Source organism: Staphylococcus gallinarum, from assembly GCF_000875895.1.
Lineage (GTDB): Bacteria > Bacillota > Bacilli > Staphylococcales > Staphylococcaceae > Staphylococcus > Staphylococcus gallinarum.
On record NZ_JXCF01000007.1, the window covers coordinates 742512 to 758340 of the forward strand.

General features: G+C 33.0%; 17 protein-coding genes. 4 read left to right on the forward strand and 13 right to left on the reverse strand.

Features of this window, described 5'->3' with window-relative positions; all coding sequences use genetic code 11:
• Positions 1 to 22: 22 nt before the first annotated feature.
• Positions 23 to 544, reverse strand: coding sequence for a CvpA family protein (locus SH09_RS07240; RefSeq protein ID WP_042738955.1), 522 nt, complete (start codon positions 542 to 544; stop codon positions 23 to 25).
• Positions 544 to 810, reverse strand: coding sequence for a cell division protein ZapA (gene zapA, locus SH09_RS07245; RefSeq protein ID WP_042738956.1), 267 nt, complete (start codon positions 808 to 810; stop codon positions 544 to 546). The genes SH09_RS07240 and zapA overlap by 1 nt, the downstream gene beginning before the upstream one ends.
• A gap of 314 nt (positions 811 to 1124) precedes the next feature.
• On the opposite strand from zapA, the gene rnhC reads away from it, so the two are divergent.
• Complete coding sequence (rnhC, locus tag SH09_RS07250) at positions 1125 to 2054, forward strand: ribonuclease HIII (protein WP_042738957.1); 930 nt, start codon at positions 1125 to 1127, stop codon at positions 2052 to 2054.
• Between the two features lie 299 nt (positions 2055 to 2353).
• Here rnhC and pheT read toward each other — a convergent pair whose 3' ends face one another.
• The 6 genes from pheT to SH09_RS07280 form a co-directional block, all read right to left on the reverse strand.
• A complete protein-coding gene (gene pheT, locus SH09_RS07255) occupies positions 2354 to 4756 on the reverse strand; it encodes a phenylalanine--tRNA ligase subunit beta (RefSeq protein ID WP_042738958.1) in 2403 nt (800 codons plus the stop codon).
• Positions 4756 to 5814 (reverse strand): phenylalanine--tRNA ligase subunit alpha, encoded by a 1059-nt coding sequence (gene pheS, locus SH09_RS07260; protein ID WP_042738959.1) that lies wholly within the window; start codon positions 5812 to 5814, stop codon positions 4756 to 4758. Before pheS ends, pheT begins: the two co-directional genes overlap by 1 nt.
• A gap of 334 nt (positions 5815 to 6148) precedes the next feature.
• On the reverse strand, positions 6149 to 6889 hold the full coding sequence (locus SH09_RS07265) for a TrmH family RNA methyltransferase (RefSeq protein WP_042738960.1): 741 nt from the start codon (positions 6887 to 6889) through the stop codon (positions 6149 to 6151).
• Positions 6890 to 6914: 25 nt separating this feature from the next.
• Positions 6915 to 7856 carry a M23 family metallopeptidase gene (locus SH09_RS07270; RefSeq protein ID WP_042738961.1) on the reverse strand — a complete coding sequence of 314 codons (942 nt, stop codon included), beginning with the start codon at positions 7854 to 7856 and terminating at the stop codon, positions 6915 to 6917.
• A gap of 130 nt (positions 7857 to 7986) precedes the next feature.
• Entirely contained in the window at positions 7987 to 8160 is a 174-nt protein-coding gene (rpmF, locus tag SH09_RS07275) for a 50S ribosomal protein L32 (protein ID WP_001830121.1), read from the reverse strand.
• An 82-nt stretch (positions 8161 to 8242) separates the two neighbouring features.
• Complete coding sequence (locus SH09_RS07280; RefSeq protein ID WP_042738962.1) at positions 8243 to 8788, reverse strand: YceD family protein; 546 nt, start codon at positions 8786 to 8788, stop codon at positions 8243 to 8245.
• Between the two features lie 126 nt (positions 8789 to 8914).
• Here SH09_RS07280 and SH09_RS07285 point away from each other — a divergent pair, with 126 nt between their 5' ends.
• Positions 8915 to 10045, forward strand: coding sequence for a nucleotidyltransferase (locus SH09_RS07285; protein ID WP_042738963.1), 1131 nt, complete (start codon positions 8915 to 8917; stop codon positions 10043 to 10045).
• 725 nt (positions 10046 to 10770) lie between these two features.
• Here SH09_RS07285 and coaD read toward each other — a convergent pair.
• Together coaD and rsmD are read right to left on the reverse strand one after the other, a co-directional pair.
• The gene (gene coaD, locus SH09_RS07290; protein ID WP_042738964.1) at positions 10771 to 11256 is read right to left on the reverse strand and encodes a pantetheine-phosphate adenylyltransferase; all 486 of its coding nucleotides are present in this window, start codon (positions 11254 to 11256) and stop codon (positions 10771 to 10773) included.
• Position 11257: 1 nt separating this feature from the next.
• Positions 11258 to 11800 (reverse strand): 16S rRNA (guanine(966)-N(2))-methyltransferase RsmD, encoded by a 543-nt coding sequence (gene rsmD / locus SH09_RS07295; RefSeq protein WP_042738965.1) that lies wholly within the window; start codon positions 11798 to 11800, stop codon positions 11258 to 11260.
• A gap of 62 nt (positions 11801 to 11862) precedes the next feature.
• On the opposite strand from rsmD, the gene SH09_RS07300 reads away from it, so the two are divergent.
• The gene (locus SH09_RS07300) at positions 11863 to 12252 is read left to right on the forward strand and encodes a DUF7147 family protein (RefSeq protein ID WP_042738966.1); all 390 of its coding nucleotides are present in this window, start codon (positions 11863 to 11865) and stop codon (positions 12250 to 12252) included.
• A 56-nt stretch (positions 12253 to 12308) separates the two neighbouring features.
• On the opposite strand, the gene SH09_RS07305 is transcribed toward SH09_RS07300, so the two are convergent.
• Positions 12309 to 12560 carry a YlbG family protein gene (locus tag SH09_RS07305; protein ID WP_042738967.1) on the reverse strand — a complete coding sequence of 84 codons (252 nt, stop codon included), beginning with the start codon at positions 12558 to 12560 and terminating at the stop codon, positions 12309 to 12311.
• Positions 12561 to 12693: 133 nt separating this feature from the next.
• On the opposite strand from SH09_RS07305, the gene SH09_RS07310 reads away from it, so the two are divergent.
• Positions 12694 to 13611 carry a glycerophosphodiester phosphodiesterase family protein gene (locus SH09_RS07310; protein ID WP_042738968.1) on the forward strand — a complete coding sequence of 306 codons (918 nt, stop codon included), beginning with the start codon at positions 12694 to 12696 and terminating at the stop codon, positions 13609 to 13611.
• A 570-nt stretch (positions 13612 to 14181) separates the two neighbouring features.
• On the opposite strand, the gene SH09_RS07315 is transcribed toward SH09_RS07310, so the two are convergent.
• Both SH09_RS07315 and SH09_RS07320 read right to left on the reverse strand, forming a co-directional pair.
• A complete protein-coding gene (locus SH09_RS07315; protein ID WP_042738969.1) occupies positions 14182 to 14616 on the reverse strand; it encodes a YlbF/YmcA family competence regulator in 435 nt (144 codons plus the stop codon).
• Positions 14613 to 15695 (reverse strand): CAP domain-containing protein, encoded by a 1083-nt coding sequence (locus tag SH09_RS07320; RefSeq protein ID WP_042738970.1) that lies wholly within the window; start codon positions 15693 to 15695, stop codon positions 14613 to 14615. The genes SH09_RS07315 and SH09_RS07320 overlap by 4 nt, the downstream gene beginning before the upstream one ends.
• Between the last annotated feature and the right edge of the window lie 134 nt (positions 15696 to 15829).

Below are 15829 nucleotides of genomic sequence, written 5' to 3' on the forward strand. Positions count from 1 at the left end.
ATATGTTTAATTGTTGGAAAATTTATATATTGACCACAAAAGTAGATATAAATGGTATATGTGAGATTAATATTTCAGCAATAAAAGATTGCGATAACTGTGTTTGGATGATTGATAAAGGATACAATGCCATAGCATAAATTAAAGTAGTGCATATAATTATTGACGAAACAATACTTAAGAGTACACCAATCAACCGACTCAACATAAACATTTTTTTATATTTGATTATATTATCAAAGCAAACAATTATAGCATAACAAAGAACCTTCGTAATTGTAGCTACAATTAGAAATGCAACTAAATGGTCAAAACGTAACTGTAGATTATCAAATTGAAAAGCAAAATGCATATCATAAGCTCGAGTTTTTGGGAATGGTATAAAGAGCTCTAAATACTGTGACAACTTAATAAAGCACTTTTGTGCAATGTACAATGATAAAAAAGTCGCTCCTAAATGCATAATACTTAACCATACGCCTCTTCTAAACCCAATCATGCCTATGTATAAAAAAATTACTATGATTAATAAATCAATTAACATTAATCTTCACTATTTTTTAATTGCTTTATCTCTTGTTGCAAACGGTAATTTTCTTCTTCTAATTGAACTTTTTCATGCATAATATTAACAGCTGTTAATATCGCTTTTCTTGTAGTATCTAATCCTGTACTTTTTCTTCCTAGAGACTTAAGCTGTTCATCCACTAGATGTGCAACATATCGAATGTGCTCTGGATTATCTTCACCTACAATTGTATAATGTTGATCATTTATCGTTACGTTTATCCTATTTTTAAATTCGCCCATAGTATAACTCCTGACTTAATATAAATTTCCGAATAAAATAAAATTTGTCCTAACATATAACTTTCAATATTTCTAATTTAGAATATTTATCACGAACCATTATACACGACTAAATATTATTTTGTAAGAGGTGTGATTTGTTATATTTGAAAAAATTTATAGTTCGAAGATTTCAAATAATTTTAGAACAATTGAACGATTGCGATATCACAGTTATTCATGCATATTGTTGTTGGGTAGTGTGTATGTTTCATCCTATGGTATGATGAAAACTGTCAATCGAAACAGTAATTTCAAAAAAGAGAGGCAATCAAATGTCAAATGTAGTATATAAATTAACAAATCCTGAAATTCAACAATTAATGTCGAAAATTAACTGCGACACAAGCAAACTACCACAAGGTATGAAAGCCAAAGCCAAATATAAAAACACATCCATTTCCATTTACAACTCAAATAAAGTTATGTTTCAAGGCAAGGAAGCTTCAGCTGTGGCAGGTCAATTGCTACCTAATCATGTAAATACACAAACTGCATCAAAGCATAAACCTACACAATCAAAGATAAATTATAATCAATTTCAATGCATAGGCAGTGATGAAGCAGGAAGCGGAGATTATTTTGGACCACTTACAGTGTGCGCTGCCTATGTTTCAAAAAAACATGTTCAAGTTTTAAAAGAACTCGGAGTTGATGATTCAAAGAAATTAACAGATAAAAAAATCGTCGAACTTGCAGAACAAATTGTTACATTTTTACCTCACTCATTACTTACGATGCACAACAATAAATATAATGAGAAACAATTAGCTGGCTGGTCACAGGTAAAGATGAAAGCTGTATTACACAACGAAGCGATAAAAAATGTTGTAAATAAAATCGAAACAAACGAATTGGACTATATCGTTATTGATCAGTTTGCTGAACGTGGTGTTTATACGCGTTATGCATTAAGTGAGCTTCCACATAGCGACATTACTAAATTCGAGACCAAAGGTGAATCAAAATCTATTGCTATTGCGGCAGCAAGCATTATTTCACGATACGCATTTGTCAAATATATGGATCAAATTTCTGCAGAAGTTCATAGCGAAATTCCCAAAGGCGCAAGTAATAAAGTTGATTTAGCCGCTGCAAGAATTATCGAAAAGAAAGGCATTACCTATTTAGATTCTATTTCAAAGAAACACTTTGCAAATCGAAATAAAGCACAGGCACTTGTTGACAAAAAACGACATTCATAATCAAATTTACATCTCATTTAGAACCTAACATTGCAGTTGTTTATATCTCACTTCACAAATTGTATTTCACACTAAGCGTTGAGTTAACGGTTAATCGTTTGTTGCGCAAATTTATGATTACCAGGTATGCTCTGCAGATTTGTATTTTTACCATATGTCAAATTAAACAGTTGTAAACAAAACAAAAAGAATTACATCACCAATACTTTCGATGGGGATGTAATTCTTTTTTTGAACTATTTTTATGATTGATTTATTTATAAGTTAAACTAAATTCTTTTCCTTACAAAGTTGTTAAATTATCTAATTGTTGCACCTTGTTGTTGTAACGCTGTTAAGATATCTTCATGTACTGCATTTACCTTATCATCAGTCAATGTTTGTTCAACATCTAAGTATGATAATCTAATTGCAATTGATTTCTCATCCTCTGCAACATGTTCACCTTCATAAACATCAAATACTTGTGCATTTTGAAGTATATCTCCACCATGTGCTTCGATTTCTTTAACAAGCGTTGCGGATGGCACGTCTCGATTTATCACTAATGCAATGTCTCTTGATACTCCAGGGAAACGAGGAATTGGACGATAGTTAATATATCCAACTGAAACTGACATTAATTTATCGTAATTCAATTCAAAGACATAAGTACGTTTTAAGTCATATTCCTTTTCAACTTTTGGATGTAATTCACCAACAAAGCCTATAGTTTCACCATTTAATTTAACAATTGCAGTTCTACCTGGATGTAAGCCTGCAATTTCACCTGCTTCATAATCAAATTGAATATCTAATTTTTCTGCTATACGATCTACGATACCTTTAGCAATAAAGAAATCTATTTCTTCCTTTTTTCCTTGCCAAGTATTAACTGTGTAATCACCAGTTAAGATCCCACTTAGGTACTCAACTTCATCTGGTAATTCACCTTCACCATTACCAAAGAATACATTACCTAGTTCATAAAGTCGGACATCAGCATTTTTACGTGCAACATTATAAGCAACTGCATCAATAAGGTGAGGAATCAAACTTTGTCTCAATGTTGAATGAGCTTCACTCATTGGCATTAACAAGCCAATTGTATCACGCGTTTCTAATGCAAAGTCTTGCGCTCTCTCTTTATCGACTAAAGAATAATTAATTGCTTGGCTTAAGCCTGCACCCTCTAGTGTTTCTTTTACAATACGTGATTTAGCTTGTTTATCAGTCAAAGCACCATGTGTTACATGTTCAAATACCGGCAATGTTGAAGGTATTTCATCATAACCATAAATTCTTGCAATTTCTTCAATTAAGTCTTCCTTAATCGTAATATCTTTACGTCTAGACGGAACCTTGACAGTTAATTCATTATTATTCTTCGTCGTCTCAAAGCCAAGTTGCACAAAAATAGACTCGATTTCTTCAGCAGTCAATTCAAAGCCAATTGTATTATTCACTTTATCAACTGAAATATTAATTGGTGTGACAAATGAACCTAAATCACCTTGTGCTACATTATCTGATAAAACTTGTCCATTAGCATACGTTTCTAATAAGTAACAAGCACGATCGACTGCCTCATTTACAAATTCTGTAGCAATTCCCTTTTCAAAGCGACTAGACGCTTCACTTCTTAAATTCAATCGTCTTGAAGTATGACGAATAGATACCGGGTCAAAAATAGCGCCCTCAATTACAACATGCTTTGTAGCCTCTGTTACTTCTGAAAAATCGCCACCCATTACGCCTGCAATGGCAATTGGCGTTTCGCCATTAGTTATAACTATGTCAGATGCTAGTAATGATCTTTCTTGATTATCTAAAGTAGTCATCGTTTCATTCTCATGAGCTTGACGTACTTCGATATGATTTGAACCAATTTGTTCTTGATCAAACATGTGTAAAGGTTGACCGTATTCTAATAGTACATAATTTGAAATATCAACCACATTATTGATAGGTCGAATACCAGCTTTAATTAATCTCATTTGCATCCATTCAGGTGAAGGTGCAATCGTAACATTTTTAACAATACGTGCACTGTAATATGGGACTTTATCAGAATCTTGAACAGTCACTGACAGTTCCTCAGCAGCTTGTTGTGATAATGCTTCTGTTTTAGTCTTTGGTTTATTCATTGCAACGTTGTATAATGCAGCGACTTCATATGCTGTACCCACCATACTTAATGCATCTGCTCTATTTGGTGTAAGATCAAATTCCATTACTTGGTCATCTAAATATAGTGCTTTAAGTGCATCTGTTCCTGGCTCTACCTCTGTAGAAAACACATAAATACCATCTTCAAAGGCTTTAGGCACTAAGTTGCTTGATAAACCTAATTCTTGTAACGAACAAATCATACCTTCTGAGCGTTCTCCACGTAGTTTTGCTCGCTTAATCTTGATACCACCCGGTAATCTACCACCAACTGTAGCGACGATTACTGTTTGTCCTGCATCTACATTTGGTGCGCCACAAACAATTTGCACGAGTTCACTTTCGCCAATATCTACCTGACAAATATTTAGTTTATCCGCATCTGGATGTGGTGCGATTTCTTTAATTTTACCGACAACTAATTTTTTAATTTCTTTTGTATAATCGATAATGTCATCTACTTCGATACCCGTACGTGTAATTTTTTCTGCTAATTCGTTTATTGGTTGATCAATTTCAACATATGTCTCTAACCATTCTTTAGAAATAAACATTATTTTTCACCTCTATCTTCTACTGCTTTAAATTGATTCAAGAATCTTACATCATTAGTATAGAAATGACGGATATCTTCAATTCCATATTTCAACATAGCGATTCTATCAGGCCCCATACCAAACGCAAATCCTGAATATTTATTTGAATCGAATCCAGCCTTCTCAAGTACGTTCGGGTGAACCATCCCTGCACCTAAGATTTCAATCCAACCTGTTTGTTTACATACATTACATCCTGAGCCACCACATTTGAAACATGACACATCTACTTCAACTGATGGCTCTGTGAATGGAAAATAACTTGGTCTTAGACGAATTTCACGATCTTCCCCAAACAATTGTTTAGCTAAAAGTTCTAATGTCCCTTTAAGATCACTCATCTTAATATTCTCGTCTACCACTAATCCTTCGATTTGAGTAAATTGGTGACTGTGTGTCGCATCATCAGAGTCTCGACGATACACTTTCCCTGGACATAGAATTTTAACTGGACCTTCACCATTTCGTTGTTCCATCGTTCTTGCTTGTACAGGCGATGTATGTGTACGCATCAGAATCTCGTCCGTTATATAAAAGCTATCTTGCATATCTCTTGCCGGGTGAGATTTCGGTAAATTTAAAGCTTCAAAGTTATAATAGTCCTGTTCAACTTCAAATCCTTCAACAATTTCATATCCTAATCCTAAAAATAGGTCTTCGATTTCTTCAACTGTACGTGTTAATGGATGTTTGGCACCAATAGACATTTTTCTACTTGGTAATGTCACATCGATTTTTTCAGCCTTTAATTGTCGTTCTAATTCTTCATTTGCTAGAAGTTCACGACGTGATTCTATTTCACCTTCGATTGCTTGTCTAACTTCATTAACTTGTTGTCCATATGCTGGTTTTTCCTCATTAGGTAAATCTTTCATATGTTTCATTAACCCTGTTACAGAACCCTTTTTACCTAAATATTTCACTTTTACATCTTGTAATTCTTTTTCATTTTTAGCTTCATTTATATCGACTAATGCCTGTTGCTTAATTTCAGTCATCGCTTCAGTTTGTGCCATGATTTAACCTCCATTTGTCTATTTTCTTGTTAAGTAAAACCAATAAAAATACAAAAAAGACTTCCATCCCGTTGAAACTGGGACGAAAGCCTTCCGTGGTACCACCCAAATTTATGCATAAGCATACACTTGTAATTATTGATAACGGAGTCATTTCCGACTTAAATCTCTTTAAGTAACCAAAAAGGTGAAAAAAACTAAATGTAGCGATATATCTTTCAGTCTACGGATATACTCCCTTATGCTACTACATTATTTTAGTTTACGTCTTTTTATTGGTTCATATTCTACTGTTTAACATTACTTTTATTATATACGATTTTCATTTAAAGGGTCAACCTTTCAAATGATAAATCAAGATACTGCCAGCAATAGCAACATTTAAACTCTCTGCTTTTCCATAAATTGGAATTGTTAGGTTTTGAGTTGTTTGCGCCAATAATTGTTGCGATACACCTTCTCCTTCATTACCTAATAATAATGCAAAGTGTTCTTTCGCACTTATCTCGTGAAATGAATCAGCTTCTTCTAATGCCGTTCCGTACACTGGTCCATCAAACGAATCTATAAATGATTCTAAAGAATCAATGATAATCGGTAAATGGAACACACTACCTTGACTGGCTCTTAATACTTTGTCCTGGTATGGATCTGCAGTGCCCTTTTCTAACACAATTAAATCTATACCTGCAGCATCTGCAGTACGAATTAAAGTACCTAAGTTCCCTGGGTCTTGTATACGATCAATCAACAATACTTGCTTTGCTGTTGTTGTTTCATAATTAGGTTTTTCAATTACAGCAAAAAAACCTTGTGGTGTCACAGTTCCAGATAATGCTTCTGCAACTTTTAAATTTATTTCAAATACTTCCTCTGCATATTCAATTAAATCTGAGCTAATTCTAGAAGTATCTACTATAAATAATTGTTTTATCGTTAACTTACTTTGATAAGCTTCTTCGATAAGGTGATAGCCTTCGATAAGGGCTTGACCTGTTTTGTCTCGATCTTTTTTCTTTTTGAGTTTATTTGCATTTTTAACTTTACTATTTTGTGCGGACGTAATCATTTCCATAGCATAGCCTCTTTATTTTCATATTTTAACTTTTAAAAAGTTGTAAGATATTTGTACGTATATTTTTTATAAAGGATAACAAGAAATGTTCCTTTTCAATTAAGATGTTATTTCCTGTATAGTCTACTATATCACCTTTTTCAGGTGAAATCGTCTCTTGTAATTTGATTTTTAGCGTATGTGCTTTAGCGATATCTTTTCGATCCATAATTTGAAAATGTATATGTGGTTCTGATGTGTTACCTGAATTACCTACTTTCGCAATATGTTGTCCGCGAAAGATTTCATCTCCTACTGATACATTTAGTGAATTAGGCTTTAAATGTGCAATTAAACTATATTCATGTTTTGCATGCTTAATTATAATATAATTACCTTGTGGATGTTTTACATTAAATTCTCCAGGTACACAATCTGGAATACCATCAACAACTTCTACAACTTCACCATTAGCTGGTGCAACGACAGTTAAGTTGTAGGCATAGTAATTAGTTAATTGATTAGGGCTACCTTGATAGCTACATTGATCCTTTAACTTTACTAAATCAATAGCATGTTTGTAACGTTTATAATGGAAGTGATGATTTAATAATTCATTATCTCCGCCGGCAATAACCGTCCACGCTTCTTCAATTGGCATAGTATATTGCAGTTTGGAATACTTTGCACTATCTTGATGTTGTATAGGTAATAATGCAAAACCAATTATTTCATTATATTTATTCAATGTAACACTAACACCCGTTGTCCTCTTGTCATCGAACCACAGGTATTCGTCTTGTCTGTTTATATGTATATGTTTGTAGAATGAATTCACACTTCTTTTCTCATTATATACTTTTAGTAGCTTTTCCAATTCTAATAGCGCAGATACTTCTTGAAAATCTTCGCTAAAATGATTATATATCCAGTTGACATCACTATTCTCAATTTTTTCAATAATTTTTTGCGGATTCATTGCTTCCATTGATTTCACACAACCTATCGCTCGATATCAAATTTACATCTATATAAATAAAAAATCGCTCAAAAATTATTTAGTGAATAATTAATGAACGATATTAAAAGACTTTCATCAAGTCATTAAATTAATGAAATTATTTTGATACAACTTCTTCACCATTGTATGAACCACAGTTCTTACATACGCGGTGAGATAATTTGTATTCTCCACAATTTGGGCATTCTGTCATACCAGGTACTGAAATTTTGAAATGAGTACGACGTTTGTTTTTTCTTGTTTTAGACGTTCTTCTTTTTGGTACTGCCATGATTAATCCTCCTTATATTCAAACACTAAAATAGTTATTTTCAGATTCAATAATCTATTATACTATAGATTACAAAATTCTGCTATTGCTCTTCGTCATATAATTGTTGTAGTTTTTGAAGCCTAGGATCGATTTGCTGAGACTCAGATTCTTCTGCTTCTTTCGCATTCTCAATCGCTTGCTCTTCGTCAATAACTTCCCAACCATTACCCTCACGTAACATTTGATCACTATTATCTGCGAAAACACGCATTGGCTTTTCAATGATAACTAATTCTTCAGCAATATCCTTTAGATTTATCATGCCATCTGATGCATCATGATAATGTTCATCTTCATCGTCATCACCATACTGATTATACCCTTCTAGATCAAATACTTCTTGAGATCTGATATCTAAAGGAACTTCTACTGGAACTAACGTACGCGCACAAGCCATCGTATATGTTCCTGTAACATGCATATCTGCAATGACTTCATTTGATTTTACTGTCAATTCGCCATCAACATTTATTTCAGATAAATCTATTAAATCTAATGATTTTACTAAATGATCAAAATTCACCGTTTGATTGAATTCAAAAGGTTTATCTTGGAATTTTCTTAATTGCGTTATTGACCATTTCATATGGCTTCACCTCTAACAAGCACAAAATTTATTTTAACTTTATAGATATAAGTTGTCAAGATTTTTTCTTAACACAATTATATCTGTTACAATATCTATAATGAATTCTGAAAGGAAGAAATGCAAATGAAAAGCGTTGCACTAGTCACTGAATATAATCCTTTCCACAATGGTCACTTATACCATGCAGAGAAATCAAAGTCAATCACTGATTCTGAAATTTCTATAGCAATCATGAGTGGAAACTTTGTTATGCGAGGAGAACCTGCAATTTATAATAAATTTACTCGAACTCAGATGGCGCTACATGCTGTGGATTTAGTCGTAGAGCTTCCTGCTCATGCTTCACTATCAGCTGGAAGCTATTTTGGTGATGCCGCAGTACGCGTAGCTAATTATTTAAATGTCGACCACCTTGCATTTGGTAGCGAGTCGGGCGATATTAATGCTTTTTTAAATCTCGCTGAACAAATGCAAAAAATTGAACAAACCTCAGCCTTTGCTCAAAAAACTAAAGAAGGCAAAAGCTACCCGCGCATACTTAGTGAATTAATTTCAGATAGCCATTTATTAACTGAACCTAATAACACTTTAGGGATTTCATATGTTAATGCCATACAAAAGCATGGCTTTAATATTAATCCAGTTACTATAAAAAGACACGCATCAAAACACCACGATAGTAAAATACAACATATGCACTTTGCAAGTGGTACATCAATCCGACAATCTCTCCAACTTGAAGATCAGGATTGGCAAAACGTAGTCCCATCTCAAATAAAACATTTATACCATTCAAATATTGTGACAACTGAGCGCACATTTAATTACTTAAAGTATGCATTATTAACTCAGAGTCCCTCAAGTTTACAAAATATCTACACAATGACTGAAGGTTTAGAACATAGGCTAAAAGATTTAATCTTGCAAGCAACTTCATTCGAATCATATATGCAGTTAATCAAGACCAAACGCTATACCTATACACATTTACAACGTGTGCTGATGAATGTATTGCTAGATTACACTTATGATGACATACCAACACAAATAGACTCTGTTCGTATACTAGGAATGAATCAACGTGGCCAAAAATACTTAAAATACCTTAAACAACAATTTCCAGAACGAAATTTTGTAACACAAATCAATAAACGTAATGCCATGACATTTAAAAACGAAATTAAGAGTACGAACATCTATAATTTATTATCCAATGATACAGCTAACGACTTTAACACACACGTCATTTTTTAGCCCCACTTCTCGATTTTATCGAGATTAGTGGGGCTTATGCATGAGCACTCTCATGTATTCCTCTATCCACTTCTCGATTTTATCGAGATTAGTGGGGCTTATGCATGAGCACTCTCATGTATTCCTCTATCCACTTCTCGATTTTATCGAGATTAGTGGGGCTTATGCATGAGGCTACTCATGTATTCCTCTATTCACTTCTCGATTTTATCGAGATTAGTGGGGCTTATGCATGAGCACTCTCATGTATTCCTCTATCCACTTCTCGATTTTATCGAGATTAGTGGGGCTTATGCATGAGGCTACTCATGTATTCCTCTATTCACTTCTCGATTTTATCGAGATTAGTGGGGCTTATACATGAGGCTACTCATGTATTCCTCTATTCACTTCTCGATTTTATCGAGATTAGTGGGGCTTATGCATGAGGCTACTCATGTATTCCTCTATTCACTTCTCGATTTTATCGAGATTAGTCGGGCTTTTGCTTGAGGCTACTCATGTATTCCTCTATTCACTTCTCGATTTTATCGAGATTAGTCGGGCTTTTGCTTGAGGCTACTCATGTATTCCTCTATTCACTTCTCGATTTTATCGAGATTAGTGGGGCTTATGCATGAGGCTACTCATGTATTCACCCTTTTATCAATTGTTCTCGCAATTAAACAGCAAAAAACACCAACCTTTGATGGCTTCATCAAATTTGTTGGTGTCACTGTATCGTCTTATTTCTTGAATTTTTCATTTAATGCCTTTTCAACATGTTCAGGCACAAAATCAGATACATTTGCTTTATATGCAGCAACTTCCTTTACTACGCTAGAACTGATAAATGAATAATTAGTGCTAGTCATCATATACATTGTTTCAACATTACTATTTAACTTTTTATTCATTGAAGTTAAGCGTAATTCATATTCAAAATCACTAACAGCTCTTAATCCTCTAATGATAGTTTGAGCACCAATTTGGTCACAAAAATCTACCAATAATCCATCAAAATGATGCACCGTCACATTATCTAAATGTTTAACTGAAGCTTCTATCAAATCTATTCGTTCTTCTACAGTAAATGTACCCGCCTTACTACTATTTCTTAACACACAAATATGCAATTCATCAAAACGATCCGCACTTCTATCAATGATATCAATGTGCCCATATGTAATCGGATCGAAACTACCTGGTATGACTGCTTTAGTTCTAGACATTTTAATCTCCCTTTTCTAATAACAAAGTGTCTGTTAAACCATAATGATATTGTTTAATCTCTCGGAATGGTTCAGTTTTTATTTTTTCATGATGATTAAACTCACAAACGATAATACCATTTTCTTTTAATAAATTAAACTTTGCAATTTGCTCTAAAGCATCATCAATCAACCCTTTTTCATATGGCGGATCTAAAAATATTACATCGAATTGGATTTCACGCTTGGCTAAGGCTTTTAATGCACGTTCTGCATTATTTTTATATACCTCAGCTTGACTTGCAATATTTAAATGGTCTAAATTGCGCTTAATCACTTTAACTGCTTTAAAATTTTGATCAACAAATATTACTTTTTCCATACCGCGTGACAGTGCTTCTATACCTAAAGCACCACTACCTGCAAATAAATCTAACCCTAATCCTGAAACATCATGCAAGCTGTTAAATATCCCTTCTTTGACTTTATCCATTGTTGGTCGTGTGTTACGACCTTCGATGCTCTCTAATGGCTTGCTTTTATGTATTCCAGATATAACTCTCATTTCAACACTTCCATTCTTAAATTATATTCTTTATAATTCATAAGCAAGGAGGAACATAGCTTATGAAACAATCTTTTATTAAAATTGGTGAAGGTTTAACAGATTTATTTGAATTTAATACACTTATCGAATATAACTATGCCCGCATAGATTATATTGTTTACTTTCATACACCGACTTCCGAACACCAACGATCATCTGTAGCCATTATCATGAAACCAACAAGTGGTCGACATTTCCAAGCCATGTATATCATGATTAATGCCTTGAATTATCCATATCCAAATTCCAATAAGAAATTTGAACTAATTAATCAACAGGCAGAGCAGTACAATATAGAAATAAAGGGTGTAGATGTAAAACCACCTGAGACATTTCATGATATAGAACTATATTATAATTATTTAATTAGCGTACTAAGATTACAGCGTTGGATTCCGCCATTACAATAATGTAGCTACAAACCTATGTTTCACTGTACGCAAAGCAATTACATTAAGGCTCCTATTTATGAAAATTCATGTTGTTCCTTTTCATAATGCTTTTTTAAATATTTATAAGGAGAGCCTTCTATTTCTTTCACATACTTTAGTTTCATCAATTTAGTAACTATTTGATCTGAGTCACTTTCATTGATATACATTACAACATAACGTTGCTTTTTATTAGAACTTACGATATGACCAAATTTTCTAATTTGTCTTTCATGTTTCATATGTTTTAAATATATAATTAAACTTGTTCTAGGCACAATATTCATTTTCTTCTCACTCCATTTATTAGCCCTTTTATGATATCATTTCCTATTATTTTTATAAATAACAATTATTTTGCAGTTGAACAATCTTTTGCTATATTACTAAGTATATTTATGTACTAAGGAGGATTTGTACATGTCAAAATTTAATAAAATGTTTAAAGGATCATTCATTGGCTTAGCAGGTATAGTAGGTAGCTTGCTGTTCATTAATAAATATAAAAGAAAGCCTGAAAATTTACCGACACATCATTTTTATAGTCAAACAGCACCCTATATTCTAGCCAATCGCGGTGGATCAGCTGTTAGACCTGAAAATACTAAACTCGCATTTGATAATGCAATTGCTCATAATATAGATGGATTCGCTGTTGGTGTTACCCTGACTAAAGATGATCAAGTCATCGTTTTCAATAGCACCTCATTAGATGCAACAACAAATGGCTCAGGTACAGTGAGTGAACATACGCTTAACGAAATAAAAAAATTAGATGCAGGATACTATTTTACTGATATCAATGGTCAGACACCTTATCGTAACCATAAAGACGCTACTATATTAACCTTAACAGAATTATTAACTTATTATCCAAATGCTAAGGTAAATATTCATTTAATTAATCAATCAACACAACAACGAAACCACCTGATTTGCGAAAAAGTAAATACCATAATTAATGAATATAATTCAGATAATCGTATAGTAATCGGCAGCAATCAAGGAGAAATAATTGATTATTTCAGACACCTTAACCCGAATACAGCAATTGCTGCTAGCAAGAATGATATGATGAAGGGATTCATCCATTTTTATTTAGGTGCTGGCAATTTATTTGCTACAAAAGCACATACCTTTATTCTACCAATTGAACGAAATGGTATAAAATTTAATTCACCACGTTTTATTCACTGGTTAAATGAGCGCAATATCGTTCCTGGATATTGTCATGTTAATAATTTGGATTTGATGAATGACTTAGTCTATCATGGCGCACATACTTTAATTACTGATCGCCCAGACCTTGCAGAGCGCTTTAAACTAACTTATAAATAATCTTGGCTATTATAAAAGGTCGAAGATATAAAGTTTTCGGACAAGTAAAAAAAGGCAATTTCTATTGAAATTATATAGAAATTGCCTTTTTTAATATTCATTTAGAATGATAGCATGTGGCACTATAGTAATGTTTGAATTCATATAATTTATTTTCACGGTTTGTTTGTACACTTTTATTAACCTATCGTGACATATTATTTATAGAGATATACTGAATTTTACAACGTTAGTGTATATTGAGTCATTTCTTACTCTGCATATTTAAGACACCTTGTAAATTTAATTTAATAGTGTTTACTAAATAATACGGATAGACCTTATTTTATTAAATACTTTTTAATATAAATCAACATATTAATGCAACGTATTTTGGCGAGACTCCTGTGGGAGCAAGACAAGCTGAAGACTACAGGCTGAAGCTGTCCCCTAGGAAAGCGAGCCAATAATACTAGATATTGAATAAAACAGCACTCAGATAAATTGAATTCAATCATCTGAGTGCTGTTTTTCTGGGATTTAAGCCCAAACACTTACTTTAAATATAAAATTTTTCTATGTTCCGTTACATTATAACGAACAATTACAAGACCCGCCTGTTGAACAGCCACCAGAATCTTTTTGAAAGAAAGGATTTCCTGTTTCAATTTTTACATTTTCCGAGAATGAATAAGCAATTTTAACTATTACCTCATCAATCAAGTCTTGCAATGCAACTTCCTTTTGTTTGTAATCCATGACGACAGGTAACATTTCATATGCACGTTTTCGCTTTCTCGTTTCTAACATTACCTTTTGATAATCCGGATGATATTTACCAAATCTCATAATTTCATCATAATTTTGCTTCGACTTTAAGAAAGCTTGATATAAAAGATGTGCCTCATCATTATCTGACAATGCTTGTTGCGCCGCTTCATATGCTTTATAAATATGCGAATCCACTATTTTATCACTTAGCGCTTCAATATCATCCAATAACGTTAATGTCTCTTCAGTTATCATTCTTGGTCATCTCCTTTCTTCTTTTCACCTACAAATATGAGTGTATAATAGCCTTCCATTACTTCGCCGCCCATTTCATTATACTTTGCATTCAACATTCTAGAGCGATGCGTATCAGAATTCAACCAACTGTGTATTAACGTCGGTACATCATTAAAGTCATACCCTACATTTTGACTACTATACGTAAATGGTACTTCCTGAGCATTTAATTGATCTCTTAATGCATCTTCAGTAAATTCAGCACTATCATCTTGTCCTGTTGCTTCGTATAAATTAAACGATGCAATGTGTGCTAATTTATTATTAATTTTTAATGGTTGTGTATTCTTTAATTTGCGCATTTCATTAGTTATTTCATAAAGCGTCATCAACTGATTAGAACTTTGAGCGTATGGCGCATTACCGTGTTTACTTTTTACTTCCTTTTCTTCTTTAGAAGTAACCATTTGATATGGTTTAAATTCAGCTAAAGCATCACTATCTAAAAATCGTACCGCAACGATATGATTCGATTGTTGATCTATATAAATTTGAGCATACATATTTTTAAATTTCACTAATGACTGCGTCTTCATGTCAGTATCAGATAATTCCAGTTCATATTTCTTACCATTGGAAGTAATCGTCGGCTCTGGATTAACGCTGAACTTCTCAAACACATGTGCAGCATTATTAGTAATATGTAATGGTTCAACATTAGCCTTTTTACCTGTTGCATAAACAGATTTAATTATGCCATCTTTGGTTGTAACTAAATAATATGCTTCTTTTTCTTTAAATACGTAGTTTTTATAATTATCTTTATATGGATACACACGATCTGCTTGTCCATATTTTTTAGTCAATTTACTTAGACTTTGACCAACCCACGTCCCTACACCATCTTTGGGCATCGGATTTTCAGCAGTATTTTTACTCTTATCAAAATCCTGAGTTTGTGTTGTTTGTGTTGTTTTCGTAGTATTTTTATTGGGATTTTCTAAAACATCAAACTTTAAACGTGGTGAGTAAAATAGATAAATCAGAAAACAAATTAATACTAAAACACCAATAACTTTAATTATCAGTTTCTTCATCGCTCACCCACCTATTAGCATGTTAGGTTCATTGTACATGGAATTTCATATAACAAGCAAGATAAGACTCTGTATTTGCAAAATCTTCATATAAACGTTATACACAATTTAAATTATGGGTATATGTGCAACAG

Excerpts from the sequence above, each read along its gene's own strand:
- SH09_RS07240 (WP_042738955.1), bottom strand. The coding sequence starts at position 544 with ATGTTAATTGATTTATTAATCATAGTAATTTTTTTATACATAGGCATG.
- zapA (WP_042738956.1), bottom strand. The coding sequence starts at position 810 with ATGGGCGAATTTAAAAATAGGATAAACGTAACGATAAATGATCAACAT.
- rnhC (WP_042738957.1), top strand. The coding sequence starts at position 1,125 with ATGTCAAATGTAGTATATAAATTAACAAATCCTGAAATTCAACAATTA.
- pheT (WP_042738958.1), bottom strand. The coding sequence starts at position 4,756 with ATGTTTATTTCTAAAGAATGGTTAGAGACATATGTTGAAATTGATCAA.
- pheS (WP_042738959.1), bottom strand. The coding sequence starts at position 5,814 with ATGGCACAAACTGAAGCGATGACTGAAATTAAGCAACAGGCATTAGTC.
- SH09_RS07265 (WP_042738960.1), bottom strand. The coding sequence starts at position 6,889 with ATGGAAATGATTACGTCCGCACAAAATAGTAAAGTTAAAAATGCAAAT.
- SH09_RS07270 (WP_042738961.1), bottom strand. The coding sequence starts at position 7,856 with ATGGAAGCAATGAATCCGCAAAAAATTATTGAAAAAATTGAGAATAGT.
- rpmF (WP_001830121.1), bottom strand. The coding sequence starts at position 8,160 with ATGGCAGTACCAAAAAGAAGAACGTCTAAAACAAGAAAAAACAAACGT.
- SH09_RS07280 (WP_042738962.1), bottom strand. The coding sequence starts at position 8,788 with ATGAAATGGTCAATAACGCAATTAAGAAAATTCCAAGATAAACCTTTT.
- SH09_RS07285 (WP_042738963.1), top strand. The coding sequence starts at position 8,915 with ATGAAAAGCGTTGCACTAGTCACTGAATATAATCCTTTCCACAATGGT.
- coaD (WP_042738964.1), bottom strand. The coding sequence starts at position 11,256 with ATGTCTAGAACTAAAGCAGTCATACCAGGTAGTTTCGATCCGATTACA.
- rsmD (WP_042738965.1), bottom strand. The coding sequence starts at position 11,800 with ATGAGAGTTATATCTGGAATACATAAAAGCAAGCCATTAGAGAGCATC.
- SH09_RS07300 (WP_042738966.1), top strand. The coding sequence starts at position 11,863 with ATGAAACAATCTTTTATTAAAATTGGTGAAGGTTTAACAGATTTATTT.
- SH09_RS07305 (WP_042738967.1), bottom strand. The coding sequence starts at position 12,560 with ATGAATATTGTGCCTAGAACAAGTTTAATTATATATTTAAAACATATG.
- SH09_RS07310 (WP_042738968.1), top strand. The coding sequence starts at position 12,694 with ATGTCAAAATTTAATAAAATGTTTAAAGGATCATTCATTGGCTTAGCA.
- SH09_RS07315 (WP_042738969.1), bottom strand. The coding sequence starts at position 14,616 with ATGATAACTGAAGAGACATTAACGTTATTGGATGATATTGAAGCGCTA.
- SH09_RS07320 (WP_042738970.1), bottom strand. The coding sequence starts at position 15,695 with ATGAAGAAACTGATAATTAAAGTTATTGGTGTTTTAGTATTAATTTGT.